The organism is Alkaliphilus flagellatus, assembly GCF_018919215.1.
Taxonomy (GTDB): Bacteria; Bacillota; Clostridia; order Peptostreptococcales; family Natronincolaceae; genus Alkaliphilus_B; species Alkaliphilus_B flagellatus.
Window position 1 is genome coordinate 1 of sequence record NZ_JAHLQK010000005.1, and the last position, 16164, is coordinate 16164.

At 30.4% G+C, this 16164-nt stretch carries 15 protein-coding genes; 14 read left to right on the top strand and 1 reads right to left on the bottom strand.

Features of this window, described 5'->3' with window-relative positions; translation table 11 throughout:
• The first annotated feature begins 313 nt into the window (after positions 1 to 313).
• The 13 genes from KQI88_RS12675 to KQI88_RS12735 all read left to right on the top strand — a co-directional run bounded on the left by KQI88_RS12675 (position 314) and on the right by KQI88_RS12735 (position 14042).
• Positions 314 to 838 carry a cob(I)yrinic acid a,c-diamide adenosyltransferase gene (locus KQI88_RS12675; protein ID WP_216417911.1) on the top strand — a complete coding sequence of 175 codons (525 nt, stop codon included), beginning with the start codon at positions 314 to 316 and terminating at the stop codon, positions 836 to 838.
• Positions 839 to 1133: 295 nt separating this feature from the next.
• Positions 1134 to 1673 (top strand): hypoxanthine phosphoribosyltransferase, encoded by a 540-nt coding sequence (gene hpt / locus KQI88_RS12680; RefSeq protein ID WP_216417912.1) that lies wholly within the window; start codon positions 1134 to 1136, stop codon positions 1671 to 1673.
• 134 nt (positions 1674 to 1807) lie between these two features.
• Positions 1808 to 1981: a hypothetical protein gene (locus KQI88_RS12685; RefSeq protein WP_212378443.1), complete on the top strand. Its 174-nt coding sequence runs from the start codon at positions 1808 to 1810 to the stop codon at positions 1979 to 1981.
• 333 nt (positions 1982 to 2314) lie between these two features.
• Positions 2315 to 3322 carry a restriction endonuclease gene (locus tag KQI88_RS12690; RefSeq protein ID WP_216417913.1) on the top strand — a complete coding sequence of 336 codons (1008 nt, stop codon included), beginning with the start codon at positions 2315 to 2317 and terminating at the stop codon, positions 3320 to 3322.
• Positions 3323 to 3344: 22 nt separating this feature from the next.
• Entirely contained in the window at positions 3345 to 5126 is a 1782-nt protein-coding gene (locus KQI88_RS12695; protein WP_216417914.1) for a SpoIIE family protein phosphatase, read from the top strand.
• 63 nt (positions 5127 to 5189) lie between these two features.
• Entirely contained in the window at positions 5190 to 6347 is a 1158-nt protein-coding gene (gene aroC / locus KQI88_RS12700; RefSeq protein WP_216417915.1) for a chorismate synthase, read from the top strand.
• A 1-nt stretch (position 6348) separates the two neighbouring features.
• Positions 6349 to 7446, top strand: coding sequence for a 3-dehydroquinate synthase (gene aroB / locus KQI88_RS12705; protein WP_216417917.1), 1098 nt, complete (start codon positions 6349 to 6351; stop codon positions 7444 to 7446).
• Positions 7427 to 8710 carry a 3-phosphoshikimate 1-carboxyvinyltransferase gene (gene aroA, locus KQI88_RS12710; RefSeq protein WP_216417919.1) on the top strand — a complete coding sequence of 428 codons (1284 nt, stop codon included), beginning with the start codon at positions 7427 to 7429 and terminating at the stop codon, positions 8708 to 8710. Before aroB ends, aroA begins: the two co-directional genes overlap by 20 nt.
• Positions 8711 to 9009: 299 nt before the next feature.
• The gene (gene pduL, locus KQI88_RS12715; RefSeq protein WP_216418492.1) at positions 9010 to 9576 is read left to right on the top strand and encodes a phosphate propanoyltransferase; all 567 of its coding nucleotides are present in this window, start codon (positions 9010 to 9012) and stop codon (positions 9574 to 9576) included.
• A gap of 14 nt (positions 9577 to 9590) precedes the next feature.
• Complete coding sequence (deoC, locus tag KQI88_RS12720) at positions 9591 to 10259, top strand: deoxyribose-phosphate aldolase (protein WP_216417921.1); 669 nt, start codon at positions 9591 to 9593, stop codon at positions 10257 to 10259.
• A 278-nt stretch (positions 10260 to 10537) separates the two neighbouring features.
• A complete protein-coding gene (locus KQI88_RS12725; RefSeq protein ID WP_330656232.1) occupies positions 10538 to 12358 on the top strand; it encodes a DUF2207 domain-containing protein in 1821 nt (606 codons plus the stop codon).
• Positions 12359 to 12420: 62 nt separating this feature from the next.
• Positions 12421 to 12993 (top strand): flavodoxin family protein, encoded by a 573-nt coding sequence (locus tag KQI88_RS12730; protein ID WP_216417923.1) that lies wholly within the window; start codon positions 12421 to 12423, stop codon positions 12991 to 12993.
• 74 nt (positions 12994 to 13067) lie between these two features.
• Positions 13068 to 14042, top strand: a complete 975-nt coding sequence (locus tag KQI88_RS12735) for a 2-hydroxyacid dehydrogenase (RefSeq protein ID WP_216417925.1) — start codon at positions 13068 to 13070, stop codon at positions 14040 to 14042.
• Positions 14043 to 14182: 140 nt separating this feature from the next.
• On the opposite strand, the gene ychF is transcribed toward KQI88_RS12735, so the two are convergent.
• Positions 14183 to 15277, bottom strand: a complete 1095-nt coding sequence (ychF, locus tag KQI88_RS12740) for a redox-regulated ATPase YchF (protein WP_216417927.1) — start codon at positions 15275 to 15277, stop codon at positions 14183 to 14185.
• Positions 15278 to 15498: 221 nt separating this feature from the next.
• On the opposite strand from ychF, the gene KQI88_RS12745 reads away from it, so the two are divergent.
• On the top strand, positions 15499 to 16089 hold the full coding sequence (locus tag KQI88_RS12745) for a YhcN/YlaJ family sporulation lipoprotein (RefSeq protein WP_216417930.1): 591 nt from the start codon (positions 15499 to 15501) through the stop codon (positions 16087 to 16089).
• The last annotated feature ends 75 nt before the right edge of the window (positions 16090 to 16164 follow it).

The window sequence follows — 16164 nt, forward strand, 5'->3', positions numbered from 1 at the left end:
ATGTATAGACAAGATATTTGTAAAGAACAAACACCAGAATTAAAAGATATAGGTAATGAAACATTTGTAGCGTGCCATTTTACAGGAAATTTAAAGCTTACAAAATAATAAAATAATAAAATAATAAAACTCACCTTTCGCTTAAACTGGGTTCTTGTTGGGTATTAACTCTAGTAAGAATTTGGTTTTAAGAAGTCCTTAAAAGTATAATTCTGTATCTATTTCACAAAAAGAGGGTACAATATTAGAATTATTATATAGGATAAAATAGGTGAGTTTTTGCTTGTATATAATAAAATAAGGAGGGCTATTTATGAGAATTTATACTAAAACAGGGGATAGTGGAGAAACTAGTTTATATGATGGTAAAAGAGTAAAAAAAGATGATATACGTGTTGAAAGCTATGGTACTATTGATGAACTAAACTCTATGCTCGGCCTAGCAAGAAACTTTATAGATGACAAGGAAATAGTTGAAATAATATATCGTATACAAAGGGAATTGTTCAATGTTGCAGGAGAACTTGCAACTGAAAATAGCGAAAAATTCAAAGGAAAAGTAGCAGAAGAGCAGATTAAATATTTAGAAGAAACTATAGATAGCTATTTAGAAAAGATGCCAAAGATGGATAAGTTTATAATTCCTGGAACAAATAAAGCATCTGCTAGCCTTCATGTGGCAAGAACTATTTGTAGAAGAGCGGAAAGACGAATATTAACCTTAAAGAAAGAGGAATATGTTAGTGATATACTTATTAAATATGTTAATCGATTATCCGATACCATCTATGCATTAGCAAGGTACTTAGAAAGTGATTTAAAATACGTTGAATTTTAAAAGTAAATATATAATAGTTTATGTATCGAATATTAATATGATTTTAAAGGAAAATATTCAGAAAAAGATTATATTATGTTATAATTGAGGAAATTGTATATTATATATAATTTCCTCAATTTATTTGTCTACAAGAAAGAATATTTTTCTAATCTGATGGAAGTTTTTAAGGAAGAAAGATATTAGTAGTAGTTTCAGTACTTAAAATTTTTAACAAAGGTTAAAAATTAATAGAAGTCGATGCAACAGCATTAGACAATTTTTTACTTTATAATAAAATAGAAAGGGTGGTCATATGCATAATGATGTTGAAGAAATATTATTTTCGAAGGAGGATATTTCTCGTAAGGTAAAGGAATTAGGTGAGAAAATATCAAAAGATTATAATAGAGATGATGAAGTAGTTGTAGTAGGTGTGCTTAAAGGTGCCAATGTTTTTATGGCAGATCTTATACGTGAAATTGATATACCTGTTTATATTGATTTTATGGCTGTTTCTAGTTATGGATATTCTACAGAAAGCTCTGGTATAGTTAGAATATTAAAAGATTTAGACCTAGAAATAGAAGGAAAACATGTTCTAATTATAGAGGATATTATTGATACAGGATTAACTTTAAAATATTTAACAGATAATTTAAAGTCAAGAAATATTAAGAGTTTAAAAATATGTACACTACTAGATAAACCTAAAAGAAGAAAATGTGATTTAAATATTGATTATATAGGATTTGAAATACCAGATAAGTTTATTGTAGGATATGGAATTGATTATGGAGAAAAATATAGAAACTTGCCTTATGTGGCCTCGTTAAAAGAAGAAACATATAAGTAAAATGTATATGTTAGATGAGATTTAGAATTGTTATCTATAGAATAAATTAATATCATATTAAACTTATATACTTTGAATAGAAAAGTATATATATATTAATACTATAATTGAAATCTATTCAAGGAGGGTTTAATATGAATTCATCAGTAAATTTTGAGGAAATAAAAACTAGATTTATTAATGCTGGATTAGATGAAAAAATCGAGATTTACACAACAACTTCTGGATTAACTGTTGAGCAGTTTAAAGAACTGTTAAGACATTTTCCTCTACAACATTTAGATAAGTTAGAAAAAGCTATGGGTTAAATAAAAAGTTTTTTTGTAATTAGGCCAAGCTTAATAAGGATGTTTTCTAAGTTTTTGATTAGCCACAGGATATTTCATGTATCATGTGGCTATTCTATTGCCTAAATCTGTCTACAATGGTTGAAGTAAATATCAATATTTTGGCTATAGTTCTTTTGTCCATGGTACAGATTCTTTGCTCTGAAAACTATTTTTGATATCACCGATACGTATAAAGGAAAGAAGGTCTTTTTTTATTTCTCTTAAGTATAACTTTACTATTATTGGAAAAAGTAGAAATAATATTAATTATATGTATAGTTGCAGATCTAATAATATATAGGAGGATAAAAAATGAAAAAAATAGATTTACTATTTCGTTTTATAGCTAATCAATTAAAAGGTCATAAAAAAAGTAGAAGTAATAGTCTGCGTTTTAAAAACTATTACTTAAGTGTTAAAGATGATAAAAGGAATAATTTTGCTAAAGTATTTGACTATTCTATTTGGAGAATATTTGTGTTCTTTATAGCATTTTTATATCTATATTTAAAAACAAACAAATTATACTTATCCATATTACTTTCAACAGTTAGCTTTATTATAGTGCATAGTTTAGCTATAATGGGGAGAAAACATAAATTTGAACAATTAAAAGAGCAAAAAAGACGGTATGTTGCAAGTCAAAGGGTTTACAATGAAATTATGAACAAGACAGTTGATGAAATGAGAGAGTATATCAGAGAAGTATTTGCACCTATGGGTTTTAGTAAATTTAATTTTATAGAATGTGATCAAAGATATATATTGTTAAATTCTGTATACAGGGAAGAAGAAATTATGTTATTATTTAATATATATAAAAGTGATTTTGATGTAGAGTTAAAGGAAGTAAAAGAATTTCTTTATCTGCTAACTGATAATAAAATAAAAAAGGGTATCTTAGTTACAACATCAGATTTTACTAACGATAGTTATGATTTTGTAAGCAAGTTAAATGAGAAATATGGACTATTACTTGTGAACAAGGAGCAGCTACTAAAAATAATTGAAAATAATGGCTTATTCCCTAATGATGAAGAAATAGATGAAATAATTGAAAGTAAAATAAGTAGAAGAGAAAAGAAATGGGATAAGTATAAGAAGGTAGCTCTATCTAAAAATAAGGTTAAGGGATATGTTATTTTAAGTATTTATCTTGCGGTAACGGCTTGGTATACACCCTACACCATTTATTACATGATTGTATCTAGCATTATTTTAGCATTAGCATTTATTACTTTTCTATCTAATATCATAAATAAAGCTAGGGATGGAGAAGAAAAGGGAGTTGACTTTGAAGAACTATTAAATGATATGTAGAAGAAATCTAGGGGGAAAAATTATGCAATATACTGATAGTAGAATAAGAGCATTAGTAGAAATTTCTACAATGGTAACTTCAACAGATAATTTCTTTGACATAAAAGATAATATTATAGAAAAAATGCTAGATGTAATTGTTCCTGCTAAAGCTTGTGTTAATTTATTTATTCGTGATTATAAATATGCTCATTTAGTTTGTTCTTCGACTTTAGATTTTATTCCGAATTTTTTTAAGAGGAATGAAAAAAAGGAGCATCACATAGCTTTTGATAGCTATCCTATCTATATACATGAGGCAATTAGAGAGAAAAAAATAGTATGGATAAAGGATATTTTTAAGGACGAACGTGCTAAAAGTGAACGATTTCTGGCACAAAATGAAGGTTATAAATCTAGAGCAGTTTTTCCGCTTATATCTAGTAATGAGGTTATTGGGTTTATGACTTGCTTTTTTATTGAAGAAAGCACACAATATACAGATGAAGATATAGATTTTATTGCATCAGTGGCTTCTTTAATAGGATTATCTATTGAAATAACAAGAAAAAAAAGAGACTCAGATTTTATGATCAAAAAGTTAAGGGGATCACTGAATTTTATTAATAAGGCTACGGATGAGTTATATAAAAACTTAAATCTAGATAGTTTCTTAAAGCCTTTGAGCAAACAAATATGCAACGTAACTTTTAGTGAATCTGCTATTATAGTTATGAAGGGCTTTGATAAAGGAATTTATCATGAAAGTACATATGGAAAAAATAAGGATTTAAAAGTATTAGCAGAAAATCTTCATATAAAGCTCAAAGAGAAACAATATAAGATAATTAATGGAAAATATTTTAATGAAGGCAATATACCTTCATTTATTAAAAATGAAAGTATAAGAACTATACTTTATCACAATTTAGTTATTGATGATATTGTAATTGGATATATAGCAGTTGCTAATGCATCAAGATATAGTGAAGATGATTTGAAGATATTAAATATATTTGCTACACAAATTATATTTGCTATAGAGAGATACAAAAATGCATCTAAGCTAATTGAGCATAAAATGATGGAAAAGGAATTAGAACTTGTTCAGGAAAAACAAAGATTAATTATGCCTAACAATAATATTACACTACCAAATAAGACTAGAGTATCTTACTATTTTTATCCTACGGCTAACTTAGGCGGGGACTTTTGTGATATATTTTTTATAAATGATCACTTCTTGTGTATTTTCATTGCAGATGTTATGGGACATAGTATTTTAGCTAATTATTTCTCTGCTATGATTAAAGGTGCGCTAAAGTCCTGTATAGATGATAAAAAAACTGCTGCGGAAATTTTAACTATAATTAATCATAATCTATGTGAGGACTTTAATTCTTTAGATATATATGCTACGGCTAGACTTGCTATTATTGATTTAAAGACTCATAGGACAAATATAGCGAATGGAGGACACCATTTCCCTATAGGTATAAAAAAAGAAGGTACTACTATTATAGCTGAAGAAATTGTGTTCAACAGAGGATTACCTTTGGGAATCTTCTGTGATACAAAATACGAAGATGATTACTATAATGTATCCGATTATGAATTAATTTGTGTTTTTACGGACGGTATTATTGAAGCCTATGGAGTCGATGGAGAAATGTTTGGCATAGACAGACTTAAAGAAATATTAATAGATAATTATAGCAAGAGCAATGATGAAATTAACGATAAAATTAGAGAAGAATTATTTATACATACTAATCAGGAACAACCAAAAGATGATATCATGCTAATTATTATGAATAATAAATAGGTGTAAAGAGAGGGATATATGCTCTCTCTTTTTATAGTTAATAATGTGAAAGGGAGGAACAATATGCTTCGTTATTTATCTGCTGGAGAGTCTCATGGAAAGGGATTAGTGGCAATTATAGAAGGTTTGCCTTCAAACATACCTATTGATATAAATATTATAAATGAAGATTTAAGAAGAAGACAGCGGGGATATGGTAGGGGCAATAGAATGAAAATAGAAAAGGATAGAGTAGAGATAATTACTGGAGTAAGAGACGGTAAAACCCTAGGTAGTCCTTTAACTATTATGATTGAAAATATTGACTATAAAAACTGGACAAATATTATGGGATTTGAAAAGCTAGAAGAGGAACAAAATCATATTAAAGAACCTCGTCCAGGGCATGGAGATTTAGTAGGGGCATTGAAGTATAATCACATGGATATTCGAAATGTAATAGAAAGGGCTAGTGCTAGAGAAACTGCTATTCGTACAGCGGTTGGTAGTATAGCCAAGCAATTTTTATCTATATTTAATATAGAAATATTAGGACATGTAATATCAATTGGACAAGTTAACTATAGATTTTGCCAAAAAGATATATTTAATTATAAAAATAGAATAGATGAATCCCCAGTAAGATGTATTGATACTAATATGGAAGTACAAATGATACAAGAAATAGAGATGGCCAAACGAACTGGGGACTCCTTAGGTGGATCATTTGAAGTAGTAATTAGAAATGTTCCTGTCGGACTAGGGAGCTATGCTCATTTTGATAGAAAATTGGACGGAATATTAGCTCAAGGTATTATGGGATTGCAAGGAATTAAGGCTGTAGAGATTGGAGATGGAATAGATGGGTCTAGTAAAGCAGGATCTCAGTTCCATGATGAAATTGAGTATTCTGAAGTACAAGGATATTATCGTAATACTAATAGAGCAGGCGGAATTGAAGCAGGTGTAAGTAATGGGGAGGATATTATTATAAGGGGATATATGAAACCTATACCCACACTTACTAGGCCACTAAAAACAGTAAATATGTTAACTAAGGAAGAAAAAGAAGCTATAGTAGAAAGAAGTGATAATTGTGCAGTACCAGCAGCATCTGTTGTAGCAGAAGGAATATGTGCCTTTATTATAGCGATGGAAATAGTGGAAAAGTTTGGGGGAGATAGTATAGAGGAGATGCTATCAAACTATAAAAGATATATAGACTATTTAAGGAGTAGATAATATGCTATGTACACAAATACATATAGGTAAAAAACCCTATCCTCTATATATGGGAAAGGATTTAATAGTGAAGCTTGATTCCTTATTAAGTTCCTATATTCAAAACAGGTTTGTATTTATGCTTACAGATGAAAATGTATTTAATCATTATGGCAAAACAATAATAGATGTATTAAAGAACAATGGAGCTAAGTTTGATCACTTTATAATTCCATCTGGAGAGGAAAGTAAATCTATTGATAACTATAGAAAAATTATAGATAAGCTAATTGATGAAAAATATAATAGAAACTCGGTACTTATTGCTGTAGGCGGAGGAGTAATTGGTGACTTAGGTGGTTTCGTGGCATCTACATATATGAGGGGAATAGATATGATTCACATACCTACCACTCTTTTAGCACAGGTAGATAGTAGTATTGGAGGGAAAACTGGTATAAACTACGAAAGATTTAAAAATCTGCTAGGCACATTTTATCATCCAAAAGCTGTAGTTGTAGATACTAATACTTTAAATACATTACCCAATAGGGAATTTATAGCTGCATTTGGAGAAGTTATAAAATATGGAATGCTAGGAGACTACGACCTATTAGTTGATTTAGATAAAAACTATGTAAAGTATTTAAATAGAGCTATAGATTTAGATAAAATTATTTTAAAATGTATTAAAATGAAGGAGCAAATTGTAATAAAGGATGAAATGGATTTTGGACTTAGGCAAACGTTAAATTTGGGACATACATTTGCCCATGGGATAGAATCATCCACTGGCTTCAATAAGTTTTTTCATGGAGAGGCTGTAGCATTAGGGTTATTACTTGCTGCAAATCTATCTTTTTTTCTTAGGTTAATTACAGTAGACTATTATAAGTTTATAAAAAAGATAATATATAAATACTATTCTAATCTATTTGAATATAAATTTAATGGTGAAGAAATATTAAAGTCTATGGCTATGGATAAAAAGAATAAGGATAATTATATTACATTTGTACTACCTACAGACAAAGAACAAGTAAAGGTATTTAATAATATACCCACGGAAATTATCAGAAAAACCATTGTGGAGGTTAATTATGGATTTAGTTGTAAGTAAAATAAATAAAGTGATTGGGAAAATAGCAGTTTCAGGGGATAAGTCCATTTCCCATAGAAGTATTATGCTAGGCGGCATTGCAGAAAACGAAACCCATGTACATAATCTACTATTATCTGAGGATGTTAAAAACACTATAAATTGCCTCGAAAAATTAGGAGTAATAGTAGAGCGACAGAATGATATTACGATAGTTAAAGGTATGCCACCCGAGCACTATAAACCTTATTATGGACAGCTAGATGCAGGCAACTCAGGTACTGCTGTTAGATTATTGTTAGGTTTAATTAGTGGGAGTAGTAATAGCTATTGCTTTACTGGGGACTATTCTTTAAAAAGCAGACCTATGAAACGAATTACAGATCCACTGAAGGAAATGGGGGCAAATATTAGTTTTGTAGAGAAAAATAACTTGCTTCCTATTATAATAAAGGGTGGTAACCTGCAAGCAATTAATTATAAACTGCCTGTAGCCAGTGCTCAGGTTAAATCTGCTATTATTTTAGCAGGACTACAGGGCACAGGGACTACTGTAATAGAGGAACCTGAAGTAACGAGGGATCATACAGAAATAATGGTCAATTATTTTGGAGGCAAGATAGAAAAAGATGATAGCTTTATAAAAATAGAGGGTAGACAAAAACTAGTAGGTAATGAGGTTTTTGTTCCTGGAGATATTTCATCTGCTGCATTTTTAATTGTTTTAGCCTTAATTTCACCTAAGTCAGAACTTTTAATTGAAAATGTTGGACTTAATCCAACTAGAACAGGCATTATAGATGCATTAAAGTCTATGGGGGCTAATATTGAAATAATTTTTGAAAAAGTATCTAATGGAGAAAAATACGGACATATTATGGTTAAAAATAGTAATTTAACAGGAACAACTATAGAAGGCAATATAATTCCAAGGCTAATAGATGAAATACCGATATTAGCTGTTGCTGCTACCTTTGCAGAAGGCAAAACTACTATAAGAAATGCAGAGGAACTGAAGGTTAAAGAATCTAACAGGATAGAAATGATGGTAACCCAACTGGGAAAGATGGGAGCAAAAATAGAAGAAACAGAGGATGGAATGATAATAGAAGGACCTACTAAACTAAAAGGATTGGTGGTAGATAGTGGTGGTGATCATAGAATAGCTATGGCATTGGCTATTGCTGGAATGATGGCAGAAGGACAGACAAAGGTTTTAGGGTCTAACTGTATATCGATATCTTTTCCAGAGTTTGAAGACATATTAAAGAAAATAATTAAGTAGATATACTATAACAATATTATGTAAATATAATTTGGAAGCAAAAATAATAATATAAATGCTTTTCTCAAAATATTATTATTTTATCCGATAGCTGACAATTCTAACTCCATCTGAATTGACTTTTATTTATATAAAGATTAAGAAAAATTAGAATTTTACATAGCTATGTTTGATTTTTAATTTAAAAGCACGTATAATAATATTGTATACAACCATGATTTTAATATTATAAATTCATATTTTTATTAGCTCTGTAAAGGCTAAAAAGTACTGGAGGAGGAATTATTGTGAGTAAAAAAATGTTGCCAGCTGCACTATCAAACAGACATATTCATCTAAGCCAAGTGGACATTGAAACACTGTTTGGAAAAACCTATGATCTAACTAAGTTTAAGGATTTATCACAACCAGGACAGTATGCTGCGGAAGAAAAGGTAGATTTAGTAGGTCCGAAAGGAACAATTAAGGGTGTAAGAGTACTGGGACCAGCTAGAGGAAAAACACAGGTGGAAATATCATTAGCAGATGGTTTTGTTTTAGGAGTTAAGCCCCCAATAAGAGATTCTGGAGATGTGGCAGGTAGTCCAGGGGTTAAAATAGTAGGACCAAATGGTGAAGTAGAAATGCAAGAAGGAGTAATTGCTGCAGCAAGACACATACATATGCATACTAGCGATGCAGAGGCTTTTGGCGTAGTAGATAAGCAAAGAATAAAAGTTAGAACAACTGGAGAAAGAGCTGTTATATTTGAAAATGTATTAGTAAGAGCTCATGAAACATATGCACTTGAAATGCATATCGACGTAGATGAAGGAAATGCAGCTGCTCTTAAAAATGGTGAGATGGTAGAGTTGATTATAGATTAATTGGAGGATGTATTATGAATATAGCAAAATATATAGATCATACATTATTAAAACCTGAAACAAAAAAAGAGGAAATTAAAAAAATATGTGAAGAAGCAAGGGAATATGGATTTTTTTCTGTTTGTGTTAATGGAGCAAACGTTGCTCTTGCCTATGAACAATTACAGGGAACCGATGTTAAAGTAACTGCTGTAGTAGGATTTCCTTTAGGAGCCATGACATCAGAGGCTAAAGCATTTGAAACTAAAAATGCTATTGATAATGGAGCTAAAGAAATAGATACGGTAATCAATATCGGAGCACTTAAAGAAGGTAAGGAAGAAAAGGTTTTAAATGATATTAAAGCTGTAGTCGATGCTGCAAGTGGTAGAGCTATAGTTAAAGTAATTATTGAGAATTGTTTGTTAACTAATGAAGAAAAAATATTAGCTTGTAAGCTAGCTAAAAAAGCTGGAGCGGACTTTGTTAAAACCTCCACAGGTTTTAGTACAGGCGGTGCAACAGTAGAAGATGTACAGCTTATGCGAGAAACAGTAGGTCCTGAAATAGGAGTAAAAGCTTCTGGTGGAGTAAGGGATTTAAAAACCGCTCTAGCCATGATAGAAGCAGGAGCTACAAGAATTGGTGCAAGTGCATCTGTAAATATAGTAAAAGATTATAAGGGTAGTGTAGAAGGTTATTAAATTTTTCAAAAAAGTCCTATTGTATTTATTGCAGTAGGATTTTTTTATATATAGAAGAGTATAAAATTTCCAATTATCAATGATTTCTCAAAAAGTAATAGACTAGAAACACTGGTAGCACTTGAAATTTAAATGAAGGTTAAAAAATTAAGTATTACAGGAGTCTATGGAATAGTGTCTAATGATTTTTCATAATGATTTGAGTTAATACAAAAACTAACCTATAATTAAATTAAAGAAGTAAATAGATTCATAGTAAATATTAGAAAAAGAAGGAAGTGTTTAAAATTAAAAGATCATTTAGAATTATAACCTTATTACTTCTTACTTTAACAACTGTTATAAGCTCTACTATAATATCAAGTGGAGAAGAATCATTAGGTATTACTCAATGGTTGGTAGAATCCAATATTTTAGAAAATGGAGACCTTTCAATAGTAGAAGATATAACATTTAAGTTTAGTGGAAAATATAATGGTGTATTTAGAGAAATAGTTTTAGAAAACACCTCAGGTATTGAGGGAATACGTGTAGTAGAAAACAGTAAAGACAAAGTTTTAGAATACAAGCTAGTAGAAGATGCCAAAAAAGGAGATAGTAATGTCTTCTTAGCCAAAGAAAAAAACAATAGTGTAACATTACAAATATTTTCTCCATCTAAAAATGAAGAAAAGACATTTAGAATAATCTATACAATAAAAAATCTTGCAAAAAAGTATAATGATATAGGCGAGCTTTATTATAAATTTTTAGGAACAGAAAATGATACCCCTATAGACTTTTTCTCTGTGAACATAAGACTGCCTGAAAAAGATGTAAACGATAAAGTGAAAATCTTTGCCCATGGTCCTTTAAACGGAGAAATAAATAAAATATCAGATAATACTGTTAATTTACAAGTAGAGGATGTACCGAAAAGTACATTTATAGAGGGAAGGATACTTTTTCCAAGGGAATTTATATCTGCTTCGCAAAATATTGTAGATAAAGATGCTTACTCAAATATTATGAATGAAGAAGCACAGCTACAAGAGGAAATTGAAGAGAATAGAATTAAAAGGGAAGCAAGGGGAGCCCTATTTGCCAAAATTGCATCTATAGTTGCAGCAATTGAAGTTATTATATTTACTCTACTAGCTATTAAGACTAGAAGATTAACTGATATTCAACAAGAAAGAAAATATTTAGATGTGCCTGAAGACTGTACTCCGGCTATAGCTGCCTATATTACAAGCAATATTATTAGTAGCAATACTATAATTGCTACAATACTTGATCTCTATAGGAAAGGTTATATAAGGGTAGAGGATGGAGAAGAGTTTAAAAAGAAAAAAGAGATGTTAAAGGACTTTACTATAACTAAGGTAAAGGAAGAAGACGATAAACTCATGTCCCACGAAAGGTATTTTATGGGTTGGCTAATTAATGAAATGGGAGATAGTCAAACTGTAACTACTAAGGATATAGAACACTATAGCAAAACTAATGGATCGATTTTTACAAAACATTATTTGGAGTGGCAGAGAAAAATAAAAGAAGATACAATTACAAAGGGATATTTTGATAATAGTACTAAAAAGTTTGGTTTACCACTAGTGCTATTTTTCCCCATATCTTTAATTATTAGTATAGTAACTTTAGTTTATGAATCTGTATTTGGATTTGTATTACTGGGTACTTCAGTTTTAATTTTAATACAAGGGATAGTGTTGCTATCAAGAAAATCTGATTATGGATATGAACAATATAGAAAATGGTTGGAATTTAAAAAATATATGAAAAAGCTTAAAAAAGATGACTCAATAGATGATTTGGCGAGATATCCAAAAGATATTTCCTTAATATATGGTCTAGCATTAGGTATTGATAATGATATATTAAATAAGTTTAATATTGAAACAAACTATAGAGAAAGTGCTTTTCCTTATGGATATGGATGGATGTATTGGTACTTTATTTTAAACAATGATAAAAGTAATATATTTAATAAAAGTATTAATGATTCTTTTAGTAGCGTTACTCCACCAGTAGGAGGCGGTGGGGGCTTCACTGGTGGTGGCGGAGGCGGTGCTGGTGGTGGAGGAGCAGGAGGTTTTTAAGTTGGCCCTGAATTCATGATAGCATCAGATGAATTTGAATTTTGACAAGTGGAGGTTTTTAGATGAAGGCTTTGGTTATTTTAGGTAGCCCAAGAATTAAGATGAACACAGATATTTTATTAAATGAAGTAATTGAAGGTTTAAAATCACAGGAAGTGGAAGTAGAAAAAATAGAATTAGGGCGTTTAAAATTTGAACCTTGTATATCTTGTAATGCTTGTGGTAAAACTGGACATTGCTATAAAAAAGATGATATGACAGGTATTTACGATAAGTTTAATCACGCTGACATTATAGTTATTGGATCACCAATGTACTTTAACTCTGTAACGGCCATAACAAAGGCTATGATTGACAGATGTCAATCCTTTTGGTCTAGTAAATATGTATTAAATAAATCTTCAATAGATAAAAATAAAAGAAGAAAAGGCATGTTTGTATGTGTAGGAGGAGCAAAACAGTCAGAAGAAGGGTTTATTGGAGCTACAGTAGTTATGGATCTATTTTTTAAAGCAATTAATACTGAATACACATATAATATGCTTGTGGATAATACAGATGAAGTTTTTGTAGGTGACTCTAAAGAACTTCTTCAAACAGCATATGAAATGGGAGTTAAGCTTGCACAAGATTAAATAGAGGTAGTGTAAATTAAGATTTTGTTCTATTATAATATAACTAAATACAAAAATAGATTGGAGTGATCACATTGGGCAAACACAAAGTATATATTGCACAAAAAATTCCTAAGAAAGTAGAAGACTATATTGCTAATTTTTGTGATTATGAGAAGTGGGAAGGTGAAGGCCCTATTCCTAGAAGTGAATTGCTAAAAAAAATTCATGATAAAGAAGGTTTGCTTTTGGCTGGAATTAGTATTGATGAAGAACTATTAAATCATGCTCCAAAACTAAAGGTTGTTAGTAATGCTTCAGTTGGATACAATAATTTCGATTTAAAGGCAATGAAGGCGAGAAATATTATAGGAACCAATACGCCAGGAGTATTAGATGATTCTGTTGCAGATTTAATATTCGCTCTTATGTTATCTACTGCTAGGAGAATTACAGAACTAGATAGATACATGAAGGATGGCAAATGGAAACTAGAGGATAATGAGAATCTTTTTGGTCTAGATATTCACCATGCCACTGTTGGTATAATCGGTATGGGAAGAATAGGTGAGGCTGTAGCAAAAAGGGCAAAATTTGGTTTTGATATGGAAATACTTTATTACAATAGAAATAGAAAGTATGAAATAGAAGAATCTTTAGGTGTAAAATATTGTGACTTTGAAGAACTTTTAAAGCAGAGTGACTTTATTGTATTAATGACTCCACTTAATAATAATACATATCATCTTATAGGTTCTAAAGAATTTGATTTAATGAAAAGAGAAGCAATTTTTATTAATGCTTCTAGAGGACAAACAGTAAATGAAAAAGCATTAATTGAAGCCCTTGAAAATAAAAAAATATTTGGCGCAGGGTTAGATGTTTATGATAAAGAACCGATTGAGCCAGATAATCCTCTTCTTAAAATGTCGAATGTAGTTACAGTGCCTCATATAGGATCAGCCACTGAGAAAACACGTTCTGAGATGGCTATGTTAGCTGCTACTAACCTTGTTAAAGCTTTATCTGGAGAAAAGGCGCCTAATGTTGTACCAGAACTAGACGAATAAATAGGGATCTATTTTTAGAATTGTTAAAATTAGAAGAAATGGAAGTAAATATATAAAAATATTTACTTCCTAATGAAATATTAAGCAAATTAAAAAAGCTAAAAAATAGATAAAAAGGAAGAGTCTATGACTCTTCCTTTTTACACATTAAATCTAAATAAAATAACGTCTCCATCCTGTACTACATATTCTTTACCTTCAAGGCGTACAAGACCTTTTTCCTTAGCGGCTGTATGACTACCGTGTTCTACTAAATCTTTAAAAGCTACTACTTCAGCACGAATAAATCCTCTCTCGAAATCTGTATGAATTTTACCTGCTGCTCCAGGTGCCTTAGTTCCTTTTTTAATAGTCCAAGCTCTTACTTCCTTTGGGCCTGCTGTTAAGTAGCTGATAAGACCTAAAAGTGAGTAAGATGCCTGTACTAGACGATCTAAACCTGATTGCTTTAACCCTAATTCTTCTAAAAACATTTGCTTTTCATCTTCATCTAGTTCTGCTATTTCTGCTTCTATTTTAGCACAAATAACAACTACTTCTGCTTCTTCGCCTTTAGCAAACTCTCTTAGTTTTTGTACATATGGATTATTTACTCCGTCCTCTGAAACTTCATCTTCAGAAACATTTGCTACGTATATAATAGGTTTTGTAGATAGTAGATTAAATGTTTTAAGTATTTCAATTTCATTCTCATCATACTCAAGGGCTCTAGCAGAGATCCCTTCTTCCAGAGCTGCTGCAACCTTTTTTAGAAGTTCAAGCTCTGCTGCTAAATTTTTATCGCTTTTTAGTAGCTTTTCAGTTTTTTGAATTCTCTTTTCAACTACTTCTAAATCTGAAAAAATAAGTTCAAGATTTATTGTTTCTATATCTCTTAAAGGATCAACGTTTCCATCAACATGAGTAATATTTGAATCTTCAAAGCATCTAACCACGTGAACAATTGAAGCTACTTCCCGGATATGAGATAGAAACTTATTTCCTAGACCTTCTCCTTTACTAGCACCTCTTACAAGACCTGCAATATCATAAAATTCAATTGCAGCTGGCAACACTCTTTCGGATTTATGCATATCTCTAAGAATATTTAATCTATAATCAGGTACTGATACAACTCCTACGTTAGGTTCTATAGTACAAAACGGATAGTTAGCAGATTCTGCTCCTGCTTGTGTAATTGCATTAAATAATGTACTTTTCCCAACATTAGGCAAACCAACAATGCCTAGTTTCATCTAAATCTTCCTCTCTATATATAAAATATAAAATTAAAATCTATAACAAAATGCATATAGATAAGATTATACATTATTCTACATTTGTTAGCAATAATATGTTCAAAGTAGTAATATGCGAAAATATGAAAAAAAACCCATGTTAATCAATAGAAAATAGTGAAAAAAGTAGTTAAATAAAAAAACATCTAAGAGCAACAATATATATAGGAGGTGATATTTTGAAAAATAAAAATATATTATTAGTAATTTGTATTGTACTCCTTGTATCAATAGCAGCAATAGGATGTAGACCAGCTGAAAGACCAGTGCCTCAACCGGCTCCAAATCAACAAACTATAGACAGGAATAGAACTACAACAGATAATAATCTTCCAGACACAAACAATATGGCACCAGGAAACAATAGAATGACTACAGATACAGATAATAGAATAACTACAGACAATAGAACAACTACAGATAATAGAATGAATGGAACTTTATCTGATAGGGCTGATGAGATTGTAAATGAAGTTACTAAATTAAAGGATGTTAGAAGTGCAACAGTAGTTATTACTGACAATACTGCATTGGTTGGTATTAATTTGACATCAGGTACAAAGGGAAATTTAAATGCTCAAATTAAAAAAGAAGTAGAGGATGCAGTTAGAAGAGCTGATAGAGATATAGATAGGGTTTCTGTAACTGCAGACCCAGATTTATTTACAAGAATAGAAAATATAGCTAGAGATATAGGACAAGGTCGACCAATAAGCGGATTTGCTACAGAAGTAGAAGAAATTATCAGAAGAATAACACCAGGTGCATAGAATGAATAAAGGCGAAGATATTCTTCGTCTTTATTCATTTTTGATTACATATATTCATAATAAGAAAACATTTGA